This window comes from Pseudomonas sp. yb_2, assembly GCF_043103905.1.
Classification (GTDB): Bacteria; Pseudomonadota; Gammaproteobacteria; order Pseudomonadales; family Pseudomonadaceae; genus Aquipseudomonas; species Aquipseudomonas alloputida.
In genome coordinates, this window is record NZ_JBICKH010000084.1 from 175,784 (window position 1) to 191,734 (window position 15,951).

The 15,951-nt window shown below is 61.2% G+C and carries 15 protein-coding genes and 2 tRNA genes; 14 read left to right on the plus strand and 3 right to left on the minus strand.

What is annotated here, in order from left to right:
* Positions 1–34: 34 nt before the first annotated feature.
* The 4 genes from ACF8FB_RS24265 (at position 35) to ACF8FB_RS24280 (ending at position 3,780) form a co-directional block, all read left to right on the plus strand.
* Positions 35–2,281, plus strand: a complete 2,247-nt coding sequence (locus ACF8FB_RS24265; RefSeq protein ID WP_392509606.1) for an AsmA family protein — start codon at positions 35–37, stop codon at positions 2,279–2,281.
* The gene (gene mutY, locus ACF8FB_RS24270) at positions 2,278–3,345 is read left to right on the plus strand and encodes an A/G-specific adenine glycosylase (protein WP_010951654.1); all 1,068 of its coding nucleotides are present in this window, start codon (positions 2,278–2,280) and stop codon (positions 3,343–3,345) included. The genes ACF8FB_RS24265 and mutY overlap by 4 nt, the downstream gene beginning before the upstream one ends.
* On the plus strand, positions 3,342–3,614 hold the full coding sequence (locus ACF8FB_RS24275) for an oxidative damage protection protein (protein ID WP_003255742.1): 273 nt from the start codon (positions 3,342–3,344) through the stop codon (positions 3,612–3,614). Before mutY ends, ACF8FB_RS24275 begins: the two co-directional genes overlap by 4 nt.
* Before the next feature lie 90 nt (positions 3,615–3,704).
* Positions 3,705–3,780: transfer RNA gene (locus ACF8FB_RS24280), tRNA-Phe, on the plus strand.
* Positions 3,781–3,968: 188 nt separating this feature from the next.
* Here the strand turns inward: ACF8FB_RS24280 and ACF8FB_RS24285 are convergent.
* Complete coding sequence (locus tag ACF8FB_RS24285) at positions 3,969–4,196, minus strand: hypothetical protein (protein ID WP_019439077.1); 228 nt, start codon at positions 4,194–4,196, stop codon at positions 3,969–3,971.
* Positions 4,197–4,435: 239 nt separating this feature from the next.
* Here ACF8FB_RS24285 and ACF8FB_RS24290 point away from each other — a divergent pair, with 239 nt between their 5' ends.
* The gene (locus ACF8FB_RS24290; protein WP_014589364.1) at positions 4,436–4,879 is read left to right on the plus strand and encodes a hypothetical protein; all 444 of its coding nucleotides are present in this window, start codon (positions 4,436–4,438) and stop codon (positions 4,877–4,879) included.
* Positions 4,880–5,010: 131 nt separating this feature from the next.
* On the opposite strand, the gene gabP is transcribed toward ACF8FB_RS24290, so the two are convergent.
* Positions 5,011–6,396, minus strand: a complete 1,386-nt coding sequence (gene gabP / locus ACF8FB_RS24295) for a GABA permease (RefSeq protein ID WP_020190016.1) — start codon at positions 6,394–6,396, stop codon at positions 5,011–5,013.
* 631 nt (positions 6,397–7,027) lie between these two features.
* Here gabP and ACF8FB_RS24300 point away from each other — a divergent pair.
* From ACF8FB_RS24300 to ACF8FB_RS24320, 5 genes are all read left to right on the plus strand, one after another.
* Positions 7,028–7,801, plus strand: a complete 774-nt coding sequence (locus tag ACF8FB_RS24300) for an ABC transporter ATP-binding protein (protein WP_003255746.1) — start codon at positions 7,028–7,030, stop codon at positions 7,799–7,801.
* 11 nt (positions 7,802–7,812) lie between these two features.
* The gene (locus ACF8FB_RS24305) at positions 7,813–8,565 is read left to right on the plus strand and encodes an ABC transporter substrate-binding protein (protein ID WP_020190015.1); all 753 of its coding nucleotides are present in this window, start codon (positions 7,813–7,815) and stop codon (positions 8,563–8,565) included.
* A 54-nt stretch (positions 8,566–8,619) separates the two neighbouring features.
* The gene (locus tag ACF8FB_RS24310; RefSeq protein WP_010951650.1) at positions 8,620–9,312 is read left to right on the plus strand and encodes an ABC transporter permease; all 693 of its coding nucleotides are present in this window, start codon (positions 8,620–8,622) and stop codon (positions 9,310–9,312) included.
* Positions 9,312–10,001: an ABC transporter permease gene (locus ACF8FB_RS24315; protein WP_003255750.1), complete on the plus strand. Its 690-nt coding sequence runs from the start codon at positions 9,312–9,314 to the stop codon at positions 9,999–10,001. Before ACF8FB_RS24310 ends, ACF8FB_RS24315 begins: the two co-directional genes overlap by 1 nt.
* 128 nt (positions 10,002–10,129) lie before the next feature.
* On the plus strand, positions 10,130–11,335 hold the full coding sequence (locus tag ACF8FB_RS24320; RefSeq protein WP_392512205.1) for a methyltransferase: 1,206 nt from the start codon (positions 10,130–10,132) through the stop codon (positions 11,333–11,335).
* Between the two features lie 339 nt (positions 11,336–11,674).
* On the opposite strand, the gene ACF8FB_RS24325 is transcribed toward ACF8FB_RS24320, so the two are convergent.
* Complete coding sequence (locus ACF8FB_RS24325; RefSeq protein WP_019439071.1) at positions 11,675–11,950, minus strand: DUF3077 domain-containing protein; 276 nt, start codon at positions 11,948–11,950, stop codon at positions 11,675–11,677.
* Positions 11,951–12,469: 519 nt separating this feature from the next.
* Here ACF8FB_RS24325 and ACF8FB_RS24330 point away from each other — a divergent pair.
* The 4 genes from ACF8FB_RS24330 to ACF8FB_RS24345 form a co-directional block, all read left to right on the plus strand.
* Positions 12,470–12,718 (plus strand): hypothetical protein, encoded by a 249-nt coding sequence (locus tag ACF8FB_RS24330; protein ID WP_135198937.1) that lies wholly within the window; start codon positions 12,470–12,472, stop codon positions 12,716–12,718.
* A 98-nt stretch (positions 12,719–12,816) separates the two neighbouring features.
* A tRNA-Thr gene (locus tag ACF8FB_RS24335) sits at positions 12,817–12,892 on the plus strand.
* Between the two features lie 162 nt (positions 12,893–13,054).
* Positions 13,055–14,374, plus strand: coding sequence for a tyrosine-type recombinase/integrase (locus tag ACF8FB_RS24340; RefSeq protein WP_392512208.1), 1,320 nt, complete (start codon positions 13,055–13,057; stop codon positions 14,372–14,374).
* Between the two features lie 930 nt (positions 14,375–15,304).
* On the plus strand, positions 15,305–15,951 hold a 647-nt coding region (locus tag ACF8FB_RS24345), incomplete at its 3' end, for an integrase domain-containing protein (protein WP_392512210.1).

Genomic DNA, 15,951 nt, shown 5'->3' on the forward strand with positions numbered 1-15,951 from the left:
CCTGAACTCACTAACGGACTAAAAGGACTCGCCCATGAAAGCGTTCGGCAAAATCCTGGGACTGGGGCTTCTCGGGTTACTGCTGATCATCGTGGCGCTGGGCTTCGCCCTGACCCACCTCTTTGATCCCAACGACTACAAAGACGAGATTCGCCAGCTGGCACGCGACAAGGCGCACGTCGAACTGACCCTCAACGGTGACATCGGCTGGAGCCTGTTCCCGTGGCTGGGCCTGGAGCTGCACGAAGCCAGCATCGCCACCTTGAACAAACCCAAGGAACCGTTCGCCGACCTGCAGATGCTTGGCCTTTCGGTTCGTGTGCTGCCGCTGCTGCGCCGCGAAGTGCAAATGAGCGACGTACGTGTCGAGGGCCTGAACCTGACCCTGGCGCGTGACGAACAGGGCCATGGCAACTGGGAGGACATCGGCAAACCGCTGCCCGCGCAGAATGGCGCAAGCACCGATGCATCCGCACAGGCACCTGCCGAGCAGACGCCTGCGACCACCAACAGCAACGACCGCGCCATCAAGCTGGACATCGACAGCCTGACCGTGAACAACGCCCGCGTGCAGTACACCGATGCCAAGACCGGCCACAGCTACAGCGCCGAAAGCATCCAGCTGAGCACCGGCCCGATCCACGAAGGCGCAAACATTGCGCTCAAGGCCAGCGCCTTCATCAGCGCCAGCCAGCCGAGCATCAAGGCCCGTACCGAGCTGGCCGGCGAATTGCGTTTCGACCGCAAGCTCAAACGCTACAACTTCGAAGACATGCGCCTGTCGGGCGAGACCTCGGGTGAGCCTACCGGCGGCAAGACCGTGACCTTCGCCGCCCAAGGCCAACTGCTGGTCGACCTGGCCGCCAATGTCGCCTCATGGAACGGCCTGAAAGTCTCGGCCAACCAACTGCGCGCCCTCGGTGAGCTGAACCTGCGTGATCTGGACAAGGCACCCCAGCTGAGCGGCGGCCTGTCCATCGCCCAGTTCAACCTGCGCGCCTTCCTTGAAAGCATTGGCCACCCGCTGCCGGCCACCAACGACCCGGCCGCCTTCGCCAAGCTGGAGCTGGTGACTCGCCTGCTGGGCACACCCAGCAGCCTGGCCCTGGAAGACCTGGCAGTGAAGCTGGACGACAGCACCTTCAGCGGCCGCGTGGCCGTCGAAGATTTCGCCAAACAAGCCCTGCGCCTGCAGCTTAAGGGCGACACCTTCGACGCCGACCGCTACCTGCCGGCCAAGAGCGAAGAAGCCAAGGGCACCACCGCTGCGCGCCAGGCCGAGGTCAAGCAACAAGAGGCCAGCGCCGTAGCCGGTGCCGGCACCACACCACTGCCCAGCGCCCCAACACAAGTGGCATGGAGCGACGACAAGCTGCTGCCGGTCGACCGTCTGCGCGCCCTCGACCTGCAGGCCGACCTGGCCTTCGGCTCGTTGACCCTGGACAAGCTGCCGATCGAGAGCGCCCAGCTCAAGGCCGTTGGCCAAGGCGGCCTGCTGACCCTGCAAACCCTGCGCGGAGAGCTGTACAACGGCACCTTCGAAGCCAAGGGCACGGTCGACGTGCGCCCTGCCGTGCCACAGCTGGGTGTGAACACCAATATCCAGCGGGTGCCGGTGGAACACTTCATCAAGACCGAAGGCAAGGAACAGACGCCGCCGGTCAAGGGCCTGCTGACCCTGACCAGTGATCTGACAGCCACCGGTAACAGCCAGAAAGCACTGGTCGACACCCTGAACGGCAGCGCAAACTTCGCCATCAACGATGGCGTGCTGGTCAATGCCAACCTGGAACAGCAGCTGTGCCAGGCCATCGCCACGCTCAATCGCAAGACGCTGAGCAGCGAACCACGCGGCAAGGACACCCCCTTCCAGGAGCTGCGCGGCAGCCTGGTGGTACGCAATGGCGTCGCCAGCAACCCGGACCTCAAGGCGCGCATCCCGGGCCTGACCGTCAATGGCCATGGTGACCTCGACCTGCGCGTGCTGGGCATGGACTACAACATCGGCATAGTCGTCGAAGGCGACCAGCGTGCCATGCCGGACCCGGCCTGCCAGGTCAACGAACGTTATGTGGGTGTTGAAGTCCCCCTGCGCTGCCGTGGCCCGCTGGAACTCGGCGCAAAGGCCTGCCGCCTCGACCAGAACGGCCTGGGCAAGGTTGCCGCCAAGCTGGCCGGCAACCGCCTGAAAGACAAGATCGATGAAAAACTTGACGAAAAACTTGGAGACAAAGTGAGCCCGGAACTGAAAGACGCGCTCAAGGGGCTGTTCAACCGATGAGCCCCGAGCAGTTCTCCAGCGCAGTGCTGGACTGGTATGACGAGCACGGCCGGCACGACCTGCCCTGGCAACAGGGCATCACGCCGTACCGGGTGTGGGTGTCGGAAATCATGTTGCAGCAGACCCAGGTCAGCACCGTGCTCAATTACTTCGACCGCTTCATGCAGGCCCTGCCAACGGTGCAAGCCCTGGCCGAGGCACCGGAGGACGAAGTGCTGCACCTGTGGACGGGCCTTGGCTACTACACCCGCGCACGCAACCTGCAAAAGGCCGCCAAGGTCGTCGTCGAGCAACATGGCGGCGAATTCCCGCGCAGTGTCGAGCAGCTTACCGAGCTGCCCGGCATTGGCCGCTCCACTGCCGGCGCCATCGCCAGCATCAGCATGGGCATCCGCGCACCGATCCTCGACGGCAACGTCAAGCGCGTGCTGGCACGCTACACCGCCCAGGCCGGCTACCCTGGCGAACCCAAGGTTGCCAACCAGCTATGGGCCACCGCCGAGCGCTTTACCCCGCAACAACGCGCCAACCACTACACCCAGGCGATGATGGACATGGGCGCCACGCTGTGTACGCGCAGCAAGCCCAGTTGCCTGATCTGCCCGTTGCAGCGCGGCTGCGAAGCGCACCTGCACGGAGAAGAAACCCGCTACCCCGAGCCCAAACCGCGCAAGGCGCTGCCGCAACGGCGCACATTGATGCCACTGTTGGCCAACCACGAAGGCGCCATCCTGCTTTACCGCCGCCCTTCCAGCGGCCTGTGGGGTGGTTTGTGGAGCCTCCCGGAGCTGGACGACATCGCCCAACTCGACGACCTGGCCTACCAGCACGGCCTGCGCCTGGCTGGCCGCCACGCCATGGACGGCCTGACCCATACCTTCAGCCACTTCCAGCTGGCGATCGAGCCCTGGCTCGTGCACGTCGACCCGGTCGGCGAGCACGTGGCCGAGGCCGACTGGCTCTGGTATAACCTCGCCACCCCGCCGCGCCTGGGCCTCGCCGCCCCGGTGAAAAAGCTGCTTGAACGCGCGGCCGACGAACTGATCGCAGGAGACGCCCGATGACCCGCACCGTGATGTGCCGCAAATACCAAGAAGAACTGCCAGGCCTGGAACGCCCGCCCTATCCCGGTGCCAAGGGCCAGGACATCTTCGAACACATCTCGCAGAAAGCCTGGGCCGACTGGCAGAAGCACCAGACCATGCTGATCAACGAGAAGCGCCTGAACATGATGAACGCCGAGGACCGCAAATTCCTCCAGGCTGAGATGGACAAGTTTTTCGCCGGCGAAGAATACGCCCAGGCCGAAGGCTACGTTCCACCGGCCGAATGACCCCAAAAATCGTAAGCGACGGAATTAATTTAAAATTTTTTCAAAAAGTCGTTGACGAGCGGTCCGGAAATCTATTTAATTCACCTCGTCGCCCAGATAGCTCAGTCGGTAGAGCAGAGGATTGAAAATCCTCGTGTCGGCGGTTCGACTCCGTCTCTGGGCACCACCTTCAAGCTTCTGGTGGTTGCAAAGTTACCCGAAGCGACAACAAGAAACCCGCCTAGTGCGGGTTTTTTGTTGCCTGTGATTTTTAACTTCAGGCGGCGTCGAAGAACACGAGACCTCACAACGCAACCTGAAGGCTCGCCATGCAATCGAGAAACCCGCAGCCATAAGCAGACTGCGGGCCAGACCTTACTCGTCCGACATGGAACGAAGATGATTGAATGCGTCCTCGGTCATGTGCCCCATGTAGGAGATGCTGTGCAACTGAAGGTGGCCGTGTTGCTTGCCTTTTTCGATAATGGCGGCGATGTCAGCCTTCGTAATCCTTTGCTCGTCGCAACCGGCGAAACCGGTTGGATAGTAAACCCTGCCATCGTCCGTGTAGCCGTACAGGGTGACCAGATAAAAGTGCTTCATGACTCCTCCTTTGTAGCGCAAACGTGCGCATCACTCACGGACGCCGAATTGGCGCAGTGACAGGCTGCCAGCCAACATGGCTGGCAGCAGGAGAGAAGCTACGCAGGGCCCACGGTCCGAATAATCTGGATATGTATCCCACAGACATCTCAAGCTGCAGCGCCCAGGCGCGCCGCTTGGGTTTATCGGGCAATTGCGCTTCAATACGCGCACTTTCAGACTCACCCAAGGATTTCCCCATGGCCACCCCTACCAAGCAACAGAAACGCGCCAAGCGCGCCGCCAGCAAGGCCAAGCAGAACCGCATGGTACGCAGCGGCCAAGCGGTCAAGGCCAGTGCCGGCGACAGCGCCAGCGTCGAGCAGGTGTACAACAAGGCCATGGAGTCGGGCAGCTACGACGCGATGTTCAACAAGATGAAGGAAGCCCAGGAAGGCGGCCTGGTGCCAATGATCTCGGTGTTCCTGGTGGACCCGCTGCTCGCCCTGGTGCTCAAGGGGCACAAGGAAGAACACGCCACCGACTACATCGTGCTGGTGTTCAACGCCTACCGCAAATGGCTGGATGGCGCTGACGAAGAGACCACCATGGCCTGGCTGGAGAGTGATGAGTTCCAGGACGCCTATATCGCCGCTTCCGAACTGGTGGCCAAGCAGCAGCAACAGCAGAAGCAGTTCGGCTGACAGGGCCATATAACCCGCTCCTACGGGCCTGTGGTGAACCTGCGGGCTTGCCCGCGAAAGGGCCATCACAGGCCACAAAAAAAGGCCGCACCCTTCACAGGGCGCGGCCTTCTCATTTCAGCCAGCGCCGATCAGCTGTCCAGCGCCGCCCGCCCGGCAGCCTCGCGCTTGCGGTGCACCAGCAAGCCAGCCGCCACCACACCAATACTCAGCAGCGCAGTCGCAATGATCTCCGCACGGTGATCCTCACGCAGCGCCATGACCACCAGAATGGCTACGATGAAGGCAATGGTCGCCCAGGTCAGGCCCGGGAACAGCCACATCTTGAAGGTGATCTTCTCGCCGCGGGCTTCACGCTGGGCGCGCATGCGCAGCTGCGAAACGGCAATCACCAGGTACACCAGCAGCGCGATGGCGCCAGAGCTGGCCAGCAGGAACTCGAACACCTGGGCCGGTGCCACGAAGTTGGCGAACACGCAAAGGAATGCCGCTGCGGTGGACAGCAGTACCGCCACGTGCGGGGTCGCCGCCTTGGTGGTGCGCTGGGCGATGGCCGGGGCGTCGCCACGCTTGCTCAGCGAGAACAACATGCGCGAAGAAGTGTACAGCGCCGAGTTCAGGCAGCTGGTCACGGCAATCAGCACGACAATGTCGACGATCAGCTTGGCATTCGGCACACCGATACGGCTCAGCACGGTCTGGTAGGAGCCCGTCTCGGCCAGGGCCGGGTCGTTCCACGGCACCAGGGCCACGACCAGGAAGATCGACACCAGGTAGAACAGGCAGATACGCCAGATTACCGAGTTGGTGGCACGGCTGATCTGCTTGCCTGGGTCCTTCGACTCGGCAGCGGCGATGGTGACAATTTCGGTACCCATGAACGAGAACATGGTGGTCAGCATGGCTGCCAGCACCGCGCCCAGGCCGTTGGGCATGAAGCCCTGGGTATCGAACAGGTGGCTGGCACCGCTCACCTGGCTGCTCGGTACAAAGCCGAACAAAGCAGCACAGCCCACGGCGATGAAGCCGATGATCGCCAGCACTTTGAGCAGGGCAAACCAGAACTCGAACTCACCGTAGTTCTTCACACTGCACAGGTTGGTAAGTGTCAGTGCCAAGGTAATGACGAGGGAGAACGCCCACAGGTCAACCGCCGGGAACCAGGCATGCAGAATGGCTGCGGCGGCGTTGGCCTCCAGCGGAATCACCAGCACCCAGAACCACCAGTACAGCCAGCCAATGGTGAAACCGGCCCAGCGCCCGATGGCGCGGTCGGCATACGTAGAGAACGAACCGGTGTCAGGCGAGGCGACTGCCATTTCACCCAACATACGCATCACCAGCACGACCAGCGTACCGGCGGCAGCGTAAGCCAGCAGCACGGCAGGGCCGGCCGCTGCGATGGCGTGGCCGGAGCCTACGAACAGGCCGGCACCGATGACGCCAGCGATGGACAGCATGGTCACATGCCGTTGTTTGAGCCCCTGAGCGAGGTCATTGGAATTGTTACCGCTCATTGAAACTACCTTTGTAAGGAGTGGACCACGCCGACTGCGGGTACAGAGCGCGCCAGGGGATGACCTAGGCGTCGCTGCAATCGGCGGTTTCCAACTGGCAATAAGCGCGCCATATGACGAATGCACTCGTCAGAAAATTCTGCAGGCCTTTTAGGATGCGGCCTGGAGGGCTTTCGGCCATTGCATGACCGAAAGGACCTCAAATCAGCGGATTACTGAAATACCCACTTACAAATGCACCAAAGGTGCTCCTCGGTAACACCTGCGCACCACTGCAATGCCAAAAAGTGCAACCCATGGGTACAACCTTGTGATATCAACATGGCATTCGTGGGTGAACCCGTTAGCACTGCCAAAAGGTCGGGTTTACCCCTCCAATGGGTCAAAACAGCTTCCATGAGCCGGCCAAAGCTGGCACCATCGCGCCTTTTTTCATCAAGGCTCTGGTGCTGGGCGACACCTTCGCGGACATCTGCGCGACGTTACGCTGTAGCGATGCGACAAACTGCCCCACCAGCGCCCCCAGTCCCCGGCGACCCTGTTGGCCGTCATAATGCCGCTATGCTAGCTTGGCGCACGCCAGGAAGGCCGCCAACAGCTGGGAACGCACCCGAACACATGAGGACCGCACATGGCTCAGGCCACGCCCGCGCTGGAAATCCGCAATTTGCACAAACGCTACGGCGAGCAGGAAATTCTAAAGGGCATTTCGCTGACCGCTCGCGACGGTGACGTGATCTCCATCCTGGGGTCGTCCGGCTCCGGTAAGTCCACCCTGCTGCGCTGCATCAACCTGCTCGAGAACCCGCACCAGGGCGAAATCCTGGTCGCCGGCGAAGCCCTCAAGCTCAAGGCCGCCAAGAATGGCGACCTGATCGCAGCCGACAACCGCCAGATCAATCGCCTGCGCAGCGAAATCGGCTTTGTCTTCCAGAATTTCAACCTGTGGCCGCACATGTCGATCCTCGACAACATCATCGAGGCGCCACGCCGCGTGCTCGGCCAAAGCAAGGCCGAGGCCATCGAAGCCGCCGAAGCGCTGCTGAACAAGGTCGGCATCTACGACAAACGCCACAGCTACCCCGCCCAGCTTTCCGGTGGCCAGCAACAGCGCGCCGCCATTGCCCGTACCCTGGCCATGAAGCCCAAGGTCATCCTGTTCGACGAGCCCACTTCGGCGCTCGATCCGGAAATGGTCCAGGAAGTGCTTAACGTTATCCGCGCATTGGCCGAAGAAGGCCGTACCATGCTGCTGGTGACGCACGAGATGAGCTTTGCCCGCCATGTGTCCAGTGAAGTCGTCTTCCTGCACCAGGGCCTGGTCGAAGAGCAGGGATCGCCGCAGCAGGTCTTCGAAAACCCGACCTCGGCGCGTTGCAAGCAATTCATGTCCAGCCACCGCTAACGGAGCAATACATGCACACCTACAAGAAGTTTCTCCTGGCAGCTGCTGCCACGCTGGTGATGTCGGCAAACGCCATGGCCGCAGAAAAACTGCGCATGGGCATCGAAGCCGCCTACCCACCGTTCAACAACAAGGATGCCAGCGGTAACGTGGTCGGCTTCGACAAAGACATTGGCGACGCCCTGTGCGCCAAGATGAAAGTCGAGTGCTCGGTCGTTACCTCCGACTGGGACGGCATCATCCCGGCCCTGAACGCCAAGAAGTTCGACTTCCTGGTGTCGTCGCTGTCGATCACCGACGAACGCAAGCAGGCTGTGGACTTCACCGATCCGTACTACTCCAACAAGCTGCAGTTCATCGCGCCGAAAAACGTCGACTTCAAGACTGACAAAGAGTCGCTGAAAGGCAAGGTCATCGGTACCCAGCGCGCAACCTTGGCCGGCACCTACCTTGAAGACAACTTCAAGGGCGTCGACATCAAGCTGTACGACACCCAGGAAAACGCCTACCTCGACCTGGTTTCCGGTCGTATCGACGGCATCCTGGCCGACAAGTACGTGCAGTACGAGTGGCTGAAAAGCAAAGACGGCTCGAACTTCGAGTTCAAGGGCGAGCCGGTGATGGACAGCGACAAGATCGGCATTGCCGTGCGCAAAGGTGACACCAAGCTGCGCGACGACCTGAACAAAGCCCTGGCAGAAATCAAAGCCGACGGTACGTACAAGAAAATCAACGACAAGTACTTCCCGTTCAGCATCGAATGATCCGCCCTGACCGGCGCGCCCTGGCGGCGCGCCAGTCCCTAATATGACCTGCCCATGAATATCGACCTGCACGGATTCGGTCCGGCCATGATGGCCGGCACCCTGATGACCGTAAAACTGGCGCTTTGCGCCTTGCTGCTGGGGCTGGTCCTGGGCCTGCTCGGCGCCCTGGCCAAGACCTCCCCGTTCAAGCCGCTGCAATGGCTTGGCGGCTTCTACTCGACCCTGGTTCGCGGCGTGCCCGAACTGCTGTGGGTACTGCTTATCTATTTCGGCACCGTCGGGCTCATGAACAGCCTCGGCGAAGCCCTGAACATGCCCGGCCTTGAGCTAAGCGCCTTCGCCGCGGGCGTGATCGCCCTGGGCCTGTGCTTTGGCGCCTACGCCACCGAAGTGTTCCGTGGCGCTATCCTGGCGATCCCCAAAGGCCACCGCGAAGCTGGCCTGGCGCTGGGCTTGTCCAAGGGCCGCATCCTCTCGCGGATCATCCTGCCGCAGATGTGGCGCATCGCCCTGCCCGGCCTTGGCAACCTGTTCATGATCCTGATGAAGGACACCGCCCTGGTATCGGTAATCGGCCTTGAAGAAATCATGCGTCATTCGCAAATTGGCGTGACCGTGACCAAAGAGCCGTTCACCTTCTACATGGTCGCGGCCTGCATCTACCTGGGCCTGACCGTGCTTGCCATGACCGGTATGCATTTCATGGAAAAACGCGCCGCTCGCGGCTTTGCGAGGGCTGAATAATGAATTGGGAAGTCATCTTCAAATGGCTGCCACGCCTGGCCGAGGGTGCGGTCCTGACCCTGGAGCTGGTGGCCATTGCCGTGGTTGCCGGGTTGATCCTGGCCATCCCGCTGGGCATCGCCCGTTCCTCGCGCCACTGGTACGTGCGCGCGGTGCCGTTCAGCTACATCTTCTTCTTCCGTGGCACGCCGCTGCTGGTGCAGTTGTTCCTGGTCTATTACGGCCTGGCGCAGTTCGATGCGGTGCGCTCCAGTTCGCTGTGGCCGTACCTGCGCGATCCGTTCTGGTGCACGGTGCTGACCATGACCCTGCACACCGCTGCGTACATCGCCGAGATTCTGCGTGGCGCGCTGCAGGCGATCCCTAAAGGTGAGATTGAAGCGGCACGGGCGCTGGGCATGTCGCGTGGCAAAACGCTGTTCTACATCATGCTGCCACGCGCTGCGCGCATCGGCCTGCCGGCGTACAGCAACGAAGTGATCCTGATGCTCAAGGCCAGTGCCCTGGCCAGTACCGTGACCCTGCTGGAGCTGACCGGCATGGCCCGTACCATCATCGCCCGCACCTACCTGCCGGTGGAAATCTTCTTCGCCGCAGGCGTGTTCTACCTGGTGATCTCGTTCATGCTGGTGCAAGGCTTCAAGCTGCTGGAGCGCTGGTTGCGCGTGGATGCCTGCCAAGGCCGCTGAGACCTCACTGACTGCTTCGCGGGCACGCCCGCTCCCACAGGTGTAGCGCCAACCTTGAATGTGGCGCTATACCTGTGGGAGCGGGCGTGCCCGCGAAGAGGCCCTCAAAACCACCACACATCCTTGCCATGCCCAACCACCTCCACAGCCCCCACCTAAGCACCCGCTTCCAGGCCCTCGACCAGTTCCTGATCGAGCACCAGCAGCTGTGGAAACCGCGCCCCTTCACCAGCCTGCAGCTGGCCTGGGAAACCGCCCACCCCGAGCTTGCCGCCCACCTGCGCCAATGCTCCCTGGCAGACGCCGAAACCGACACCACCGCTGCCTCGTTGCCCGCCCCGTTCCCGCAACTGGCCCAGCAAGCCCGACAGCTTTCGGCACTCGGCAACCTCCCGGAAACCGACCTGCCCCCCGCCGCGCATCGCCTCGACGTAGCCGTCCCCGGCCGCAAATGGCAGCAGATCGAAGCCTTCGCCAGCCACCTGGCCTTCCGCGAACAGCCCCGTCACTGGCTGGACTGGTGCTCCGGCAAAGGCCACCTGGGCCGCCGCCTGCTGCAACCCGGCCAACACCTGACCTGCCTGGAATACGATGCCGAACTGGTCGCCGCCGGCCAGGTCCTGAGCACGCACCACCACTTGCCGGCGCAGCATGTGCACCAGGATGTGATGGCCAGCGACAGCGCGCGCCACCTGGCTGACGATAAAAGCGTGGTTGCCCTGCATGCCTGTGGCGATCTGCATGTACGTCTGATGCAACTGGCCAGCCAGCAAGGTTGCCGGCAACTGGCCATAGCCCCCTGCTGCTACAACCGCATCGCCGCGCAGCAATACCAGGCGTTATCCACAGCCGCGCAGGCGTCGAGCCTGCAGCTGTCGCTGGACGACCTGGGCCTGCCCTTGAGCGAAACCGTCACTGCCGGCGCCCGCGTGCGGCGCCAGCGCGACACCTCGATGGCCCGGCGCCTGGGCTTCGACCTGCTGCAACGCCAGCAGCGCCAGAGCGATGAATACCTGCCGACACCTTCCCTGCCGGTGGCCTGGCTGGAGAAGCCCTTCGAGCAATACTGCCGTGACCTGGCTGAACTGAAGCAATTGCCAGTGAGCGGCAACCCGGACTGGGCAATGTTGGAAGCTGCGGGCTGGCAACGCCTGGCCGAGGTCCGCAACCTGGAGCGCGTACGCAACCTTTTCCGTCGGCCACTGGAGCTGTGGCTGGTACTCGATCGCGCCCTGTTCCTCGAAGAACAAGGCTATGACGTGCGCCTGGGCCTGTTTTGCGATTACCCACTGACCCCGCGCAACCTGCTCATTCTCGCGGAACGCGACGGTTAGCCGCAGCACAACCTGTGGATAAGTCTGTGAACAAGCTTGTGATTACCTGTTGGATCCAAGCGCTATTTCAAGCACTTGGCTTATTCCTGCTTGCGGCTGCAGCCCAGTAAAAACAGGCGTTTGCGCAAAGACCAGCGGCGTAGCGATCCGGCATGCCTTTCGCTCAGGTCGCCGATGCCACTTGTGCATAAACATTTCTTGTGGTTAGTGGGAGCGGCCTTGCGTCGCGAAAGGGCTGCAAAGCAGCCCCGGCGATTTCAGAGATTGTGCCGAAAACGGGGGCCGCTTTGCGGCCCTTTCGCGACGCAAGGCCGCTCCCACAAATGACCGCGTCAATGCCTAATGCGCCTTGCCCTTGGCGATCTCGATATCGTTCATCAGCGCCTTGGCCATGTCGCACAGGTAATCGGCTGCACCCAGGAATTTATGGTCGTCCTCCATATCCCCCTCGCGCACCAGGTGCTTGATGTAGCCCATCAGGATCGAGACATGCTCGTAGGCCGCGTCGACGGGAACGCCGGGCTCTACCCGCAGGAGATTGAGGGATGGGTTACCGGCTGCGAGGAAGGTTTCCACGCCTGCGGTTGTGATTGGCTCAGAAACATCTTTTTTCATGGCAAATCCTTATTCACGGAAGGAGACTGCCAAAAATCTTTCTCACGGATTTGGGGCGGCAGCCGTACGCAGGGTGAGAAACCGAGTGAATAAGGAAGCCCGGCCAGACCGAGGTCTGCCCACGTACGACCACCATGGCGGGTAACGCTTATTCAAGTCGGGTTCTCACACCCAGTCGCCAGAGCGACCCGAAAACGGTATCCGTGAGCCACTTCCCCGACAACAGCGTTACTTCGGCGGCGCGCGTAGGATACTTCCGAAGCATCCAAACCCTGAAGCTTTTGACCCCATGGTTCAGAATTCCCTTACACAGATAACCCGGCTTACCCGCCCCCTTGTAGGAGCGGGTTCACCCGCGAAGAGGCCATACCAGACTACACAAGGCTAATGCTCCACCCCCGCAACGGTGTATCATCCGCCCCCCAAATCATTAAAAAGTGACGTCGCGCGCTGCCCGCCAGCCCCGCGACCTTCTGGCGTTGCGCCAGAACCGACAATGGACCACCGGACCTGAGCATCGTGACCCGAGCCACCCCCCTCGCCCTGCTGACCTTCGCCCTGGCCCTGACCGGCTGTGCCGGCGGCACCTCGCCCCACCCCAACAGCAACCTGGGCTGGAACCACCCCGGCATGCAGCTGGGCGGCGACAAAGGCCTGCCCCTGCGCACAGAAGCCCCATGCCGCAAGCGCGGCTGCGACAATGACAAGCTGTTTTTCAACCCGGGTAAAAGCGAGCCTAGCGTCACCACCATGCACCGCGGCTGGTAGGAAAATTCTTCTTTTAGCCCGGTGACTTAGGTCTTTTGCGAACATTCGCAAGGAAGTGGTTTACAGGCGCCAAACGATCGCTATAATGACGCCCCATTGCCGGTATAGCTCAGATGGTAGAGCAACTGACTTGTAATCAGTAGGTCCCGGGTTCGATTCCTGGTGCCGGCACCATTCAAGGTTCCATAGAAAGCTTTCAAAATCTCTGGAACCCCCGAAAAACCCGCCTTCTGGCGGGTTTTTTCGTTTTGGCGTTCCGTCGGATTCCGAGGGTAGCCAGCGTTAATAAGGGTACTTTTAAGGATACCTACCAATTCGACATTGGAAAGTACCCTTATGGCTCGCACAACGGCTCCTCTTACCGACAACGCCTGCCGCACTGCAAAGGCTCGCGAACGTGAGTACAAGCTTTTTGACGGCGATGGCCTTTACCTGCTCGTGAAGCCCAACGGTCGCAAAGGCTGGCGGCTCAGGTACGTGAAGCCCGATGGTCGCGAGGGCCTGACCTCACTCGGCAATTACCCGGTGGTCGGGCTGGCTGACGCTCGCCACAAGCGCTTCGAGCTCAAACAGCAGCTCGCCAACGGCATTGACCCTATCCAGTCCAAGCAGCAGGCCAAGGTGCAAGCCGTGATCAATGGCCGAACCTTCGAAAGCGTTGCGCTCGATTGGTATGCCGGGATGGTGCCGAAGTGGGCGCCGGGCCACGCCAAGACTGTGCTCAGCCGGTTGAAGACTCACGTATTCCCTTTGTTAGGTGCCAGGGCAATCGTTGAGTTGGACACCCACGACCTCATGCAGCCACTGGAGGCTGTGACGAAGCGCGGCACCATCGACGTGGCGCTCAGGATCAAGAACTACCTGCAAAGCATCATGCGCGAAGCCAAACGGCTGCGACTGATCACGGCGAACCCGGCTCACGATCTCGATGGCTCGATCAAAACGCCACGGGTTACACATCGACCCGCACTACCCTTATCGCGGTTGCCTGAGCTACAGGCGCGTATCGACGGCTACAAAGGTCGCCCGCTCACGCGCCTCACGGTGATGCTATCGCTGCACGTGTTCGTGCGCTCCAGTGAACTGCGCTTCGCCCGTTGGAGCGAGTTTGACCTCAAGCGTGGCATCTGGGAGATCCCCGACACCCGCCCAGCGCTGGACGGAGTACCCTTTTCCACAAGGGGTACAAAAATGGCCGGGGATATCCACGTTGTACCCTTATCGCCGCAGGCAGTGGCCTTGCTTGAGCAGATCCACGCGATCACCGGCAAGTTCGACCTGGTGTTCGCGGGGGATGCCAAACCGTGGAAGCCGATGTCCGAGAACACGGTGAACGCCGCGCTAAGGACGATGGGCTATGACACCAAGGTGGATATCTGCGGCCACGGGTTCCGAGCCATGGCGTGCAGTGCGCTGGTCGAGTCCGGGCTGTGGTCGGAGACGGCTATCGAGCGGCAGATGAGCCACAAGGAACGCAACAACGTACGGGCCGCTTATACCCACAAGGCCGAGTTCCTCGAAGAGCGCCGGATGATCATGACCTGGTGGAGTCGGTTTCTAGAGGCGAACCGCGAGGACCATGTGACGCCGCATGAGTTTGCCAAGCAGACGGGCGAGAACGTCACGCGCCTTCGCAGTGCCAAGAGGACCGAGTAACCCGCCGCACCACCAGCTCAACTCGCTGTGAAGTTACCCACAGCACCGCATGAAGCTCCTCCGCGCGGGTCCATTCAAACGGGGCTGCATAGCCGCCCCGTTTGAATGGACCATACCTTAGAAAAAAACTGCTGGCACAGAGTACGTCTGTGGTAAACCACTGATGTCCACCGGGGGATAGTTTTATCCACAGGCGCTAAATACCTGAAATCGCTTTGCTTGACGAATATTGTCCACAGGCGTAGACCGGGAGTTGCAAGAGCTGTCGATGACAGCACCCCAGGTGGCCCGAACCTTCAAGGCCACGCCGCTCTCGCGGTGGTTCTCCCCAAGGGCGATTCGCATTCGGCAGCTCGCCCGGTCACTACCCATGTGATGAATGCTCTTACACATATAGCGCTCGTGCGCCAGATACTCCGTACCTCGCTGCCCTGCAGCAACCTATCCGCTTGGCCGAAAATTTGCGCCAACCTGTGCCCGTCTCTTTCTTCTGGAAAGAGACGGGCACTTCTACCACTGCTGCAGCCCTGATCGCACAAGGCTTTGCGGCATTCCCCCTCGTGACAATCGGCGTGACAAACACCGATGTCACCAGCAACAGCGCTGTAGATGATGGTGCCGCAGACCAGGGAATGGACTGCACCTGACTGACAGTCAGGTATGCCCCGGTCATCGCATTGCTGCGTTCACCCGGCTCAGGATCTTCAAGCGCTGGTCTCGTCAGCCAGTGCTGCCTCCACCCGCCCACCGGTAACGGTGTTCAGGAGGCCAGATCATGAGATGCCCTCGCTCCCGGACGTAAGGAGCCGCCAGTCCCGCGTAGTGGACATTCCCCACAGGTCGCAGGGGCCTTGATCCCTGATAACACTCAACATTCTTGGCGGGATGACGTGGGGCGAGGATCGGAGAACGGAAAATGAGGTGACCGATATGGCATTGGTGGGTAAACGCGATGGCCGCAATTTCGGCTACGGCAGGCAGTTGAGCTACGCGGGACCGCAAGCGCTGAAAGACATGTTCGGCGGAGGCCACTACGGCACGGTCAGAGCGCACTGCGATCGGTGGCAGGCATTCGTAAAGTGGTGCCGCTCCGAACAGGGGCCTGGTATCAATGATGCCCGGCAGATTGATCGGAAGGTGTTGGCTGACTATGCGGCGTATCTGCGCGACATGGTTAGGCGCGGTGATCTCGCTGTCAGCACAGCACAAAATCGGCTATCCAGCGTTAACAGGGCCATGGCTGCGCTTCGCGGTGATCAGTACGTGAAGTTGCCCAGTCCGAGCAAGGCGTTGGGTATGCAGCGCACCGGGGTTCGACAGTCTGTGCCACAGGGCCAAGACCGCGAACAGGTTACGCAGATCGTCGATGCACTTTGCCGCCAACATCAGCAACGCGCCGCCGCGATCGTTCTACTAGCGCGAGCCGCCGGCATGCGTTTGCGTGAGGCCATCCTAGCTGACCTGCCACGGCTGAGCCGTGAGGCTAAAGAGCTAGGCAGGATTAACATTCAGGATGGCACCAAAGGTGGCCGTGCCGGGGCAACGGCTCCCCGTTGGATATCAGTGGACAACCATGT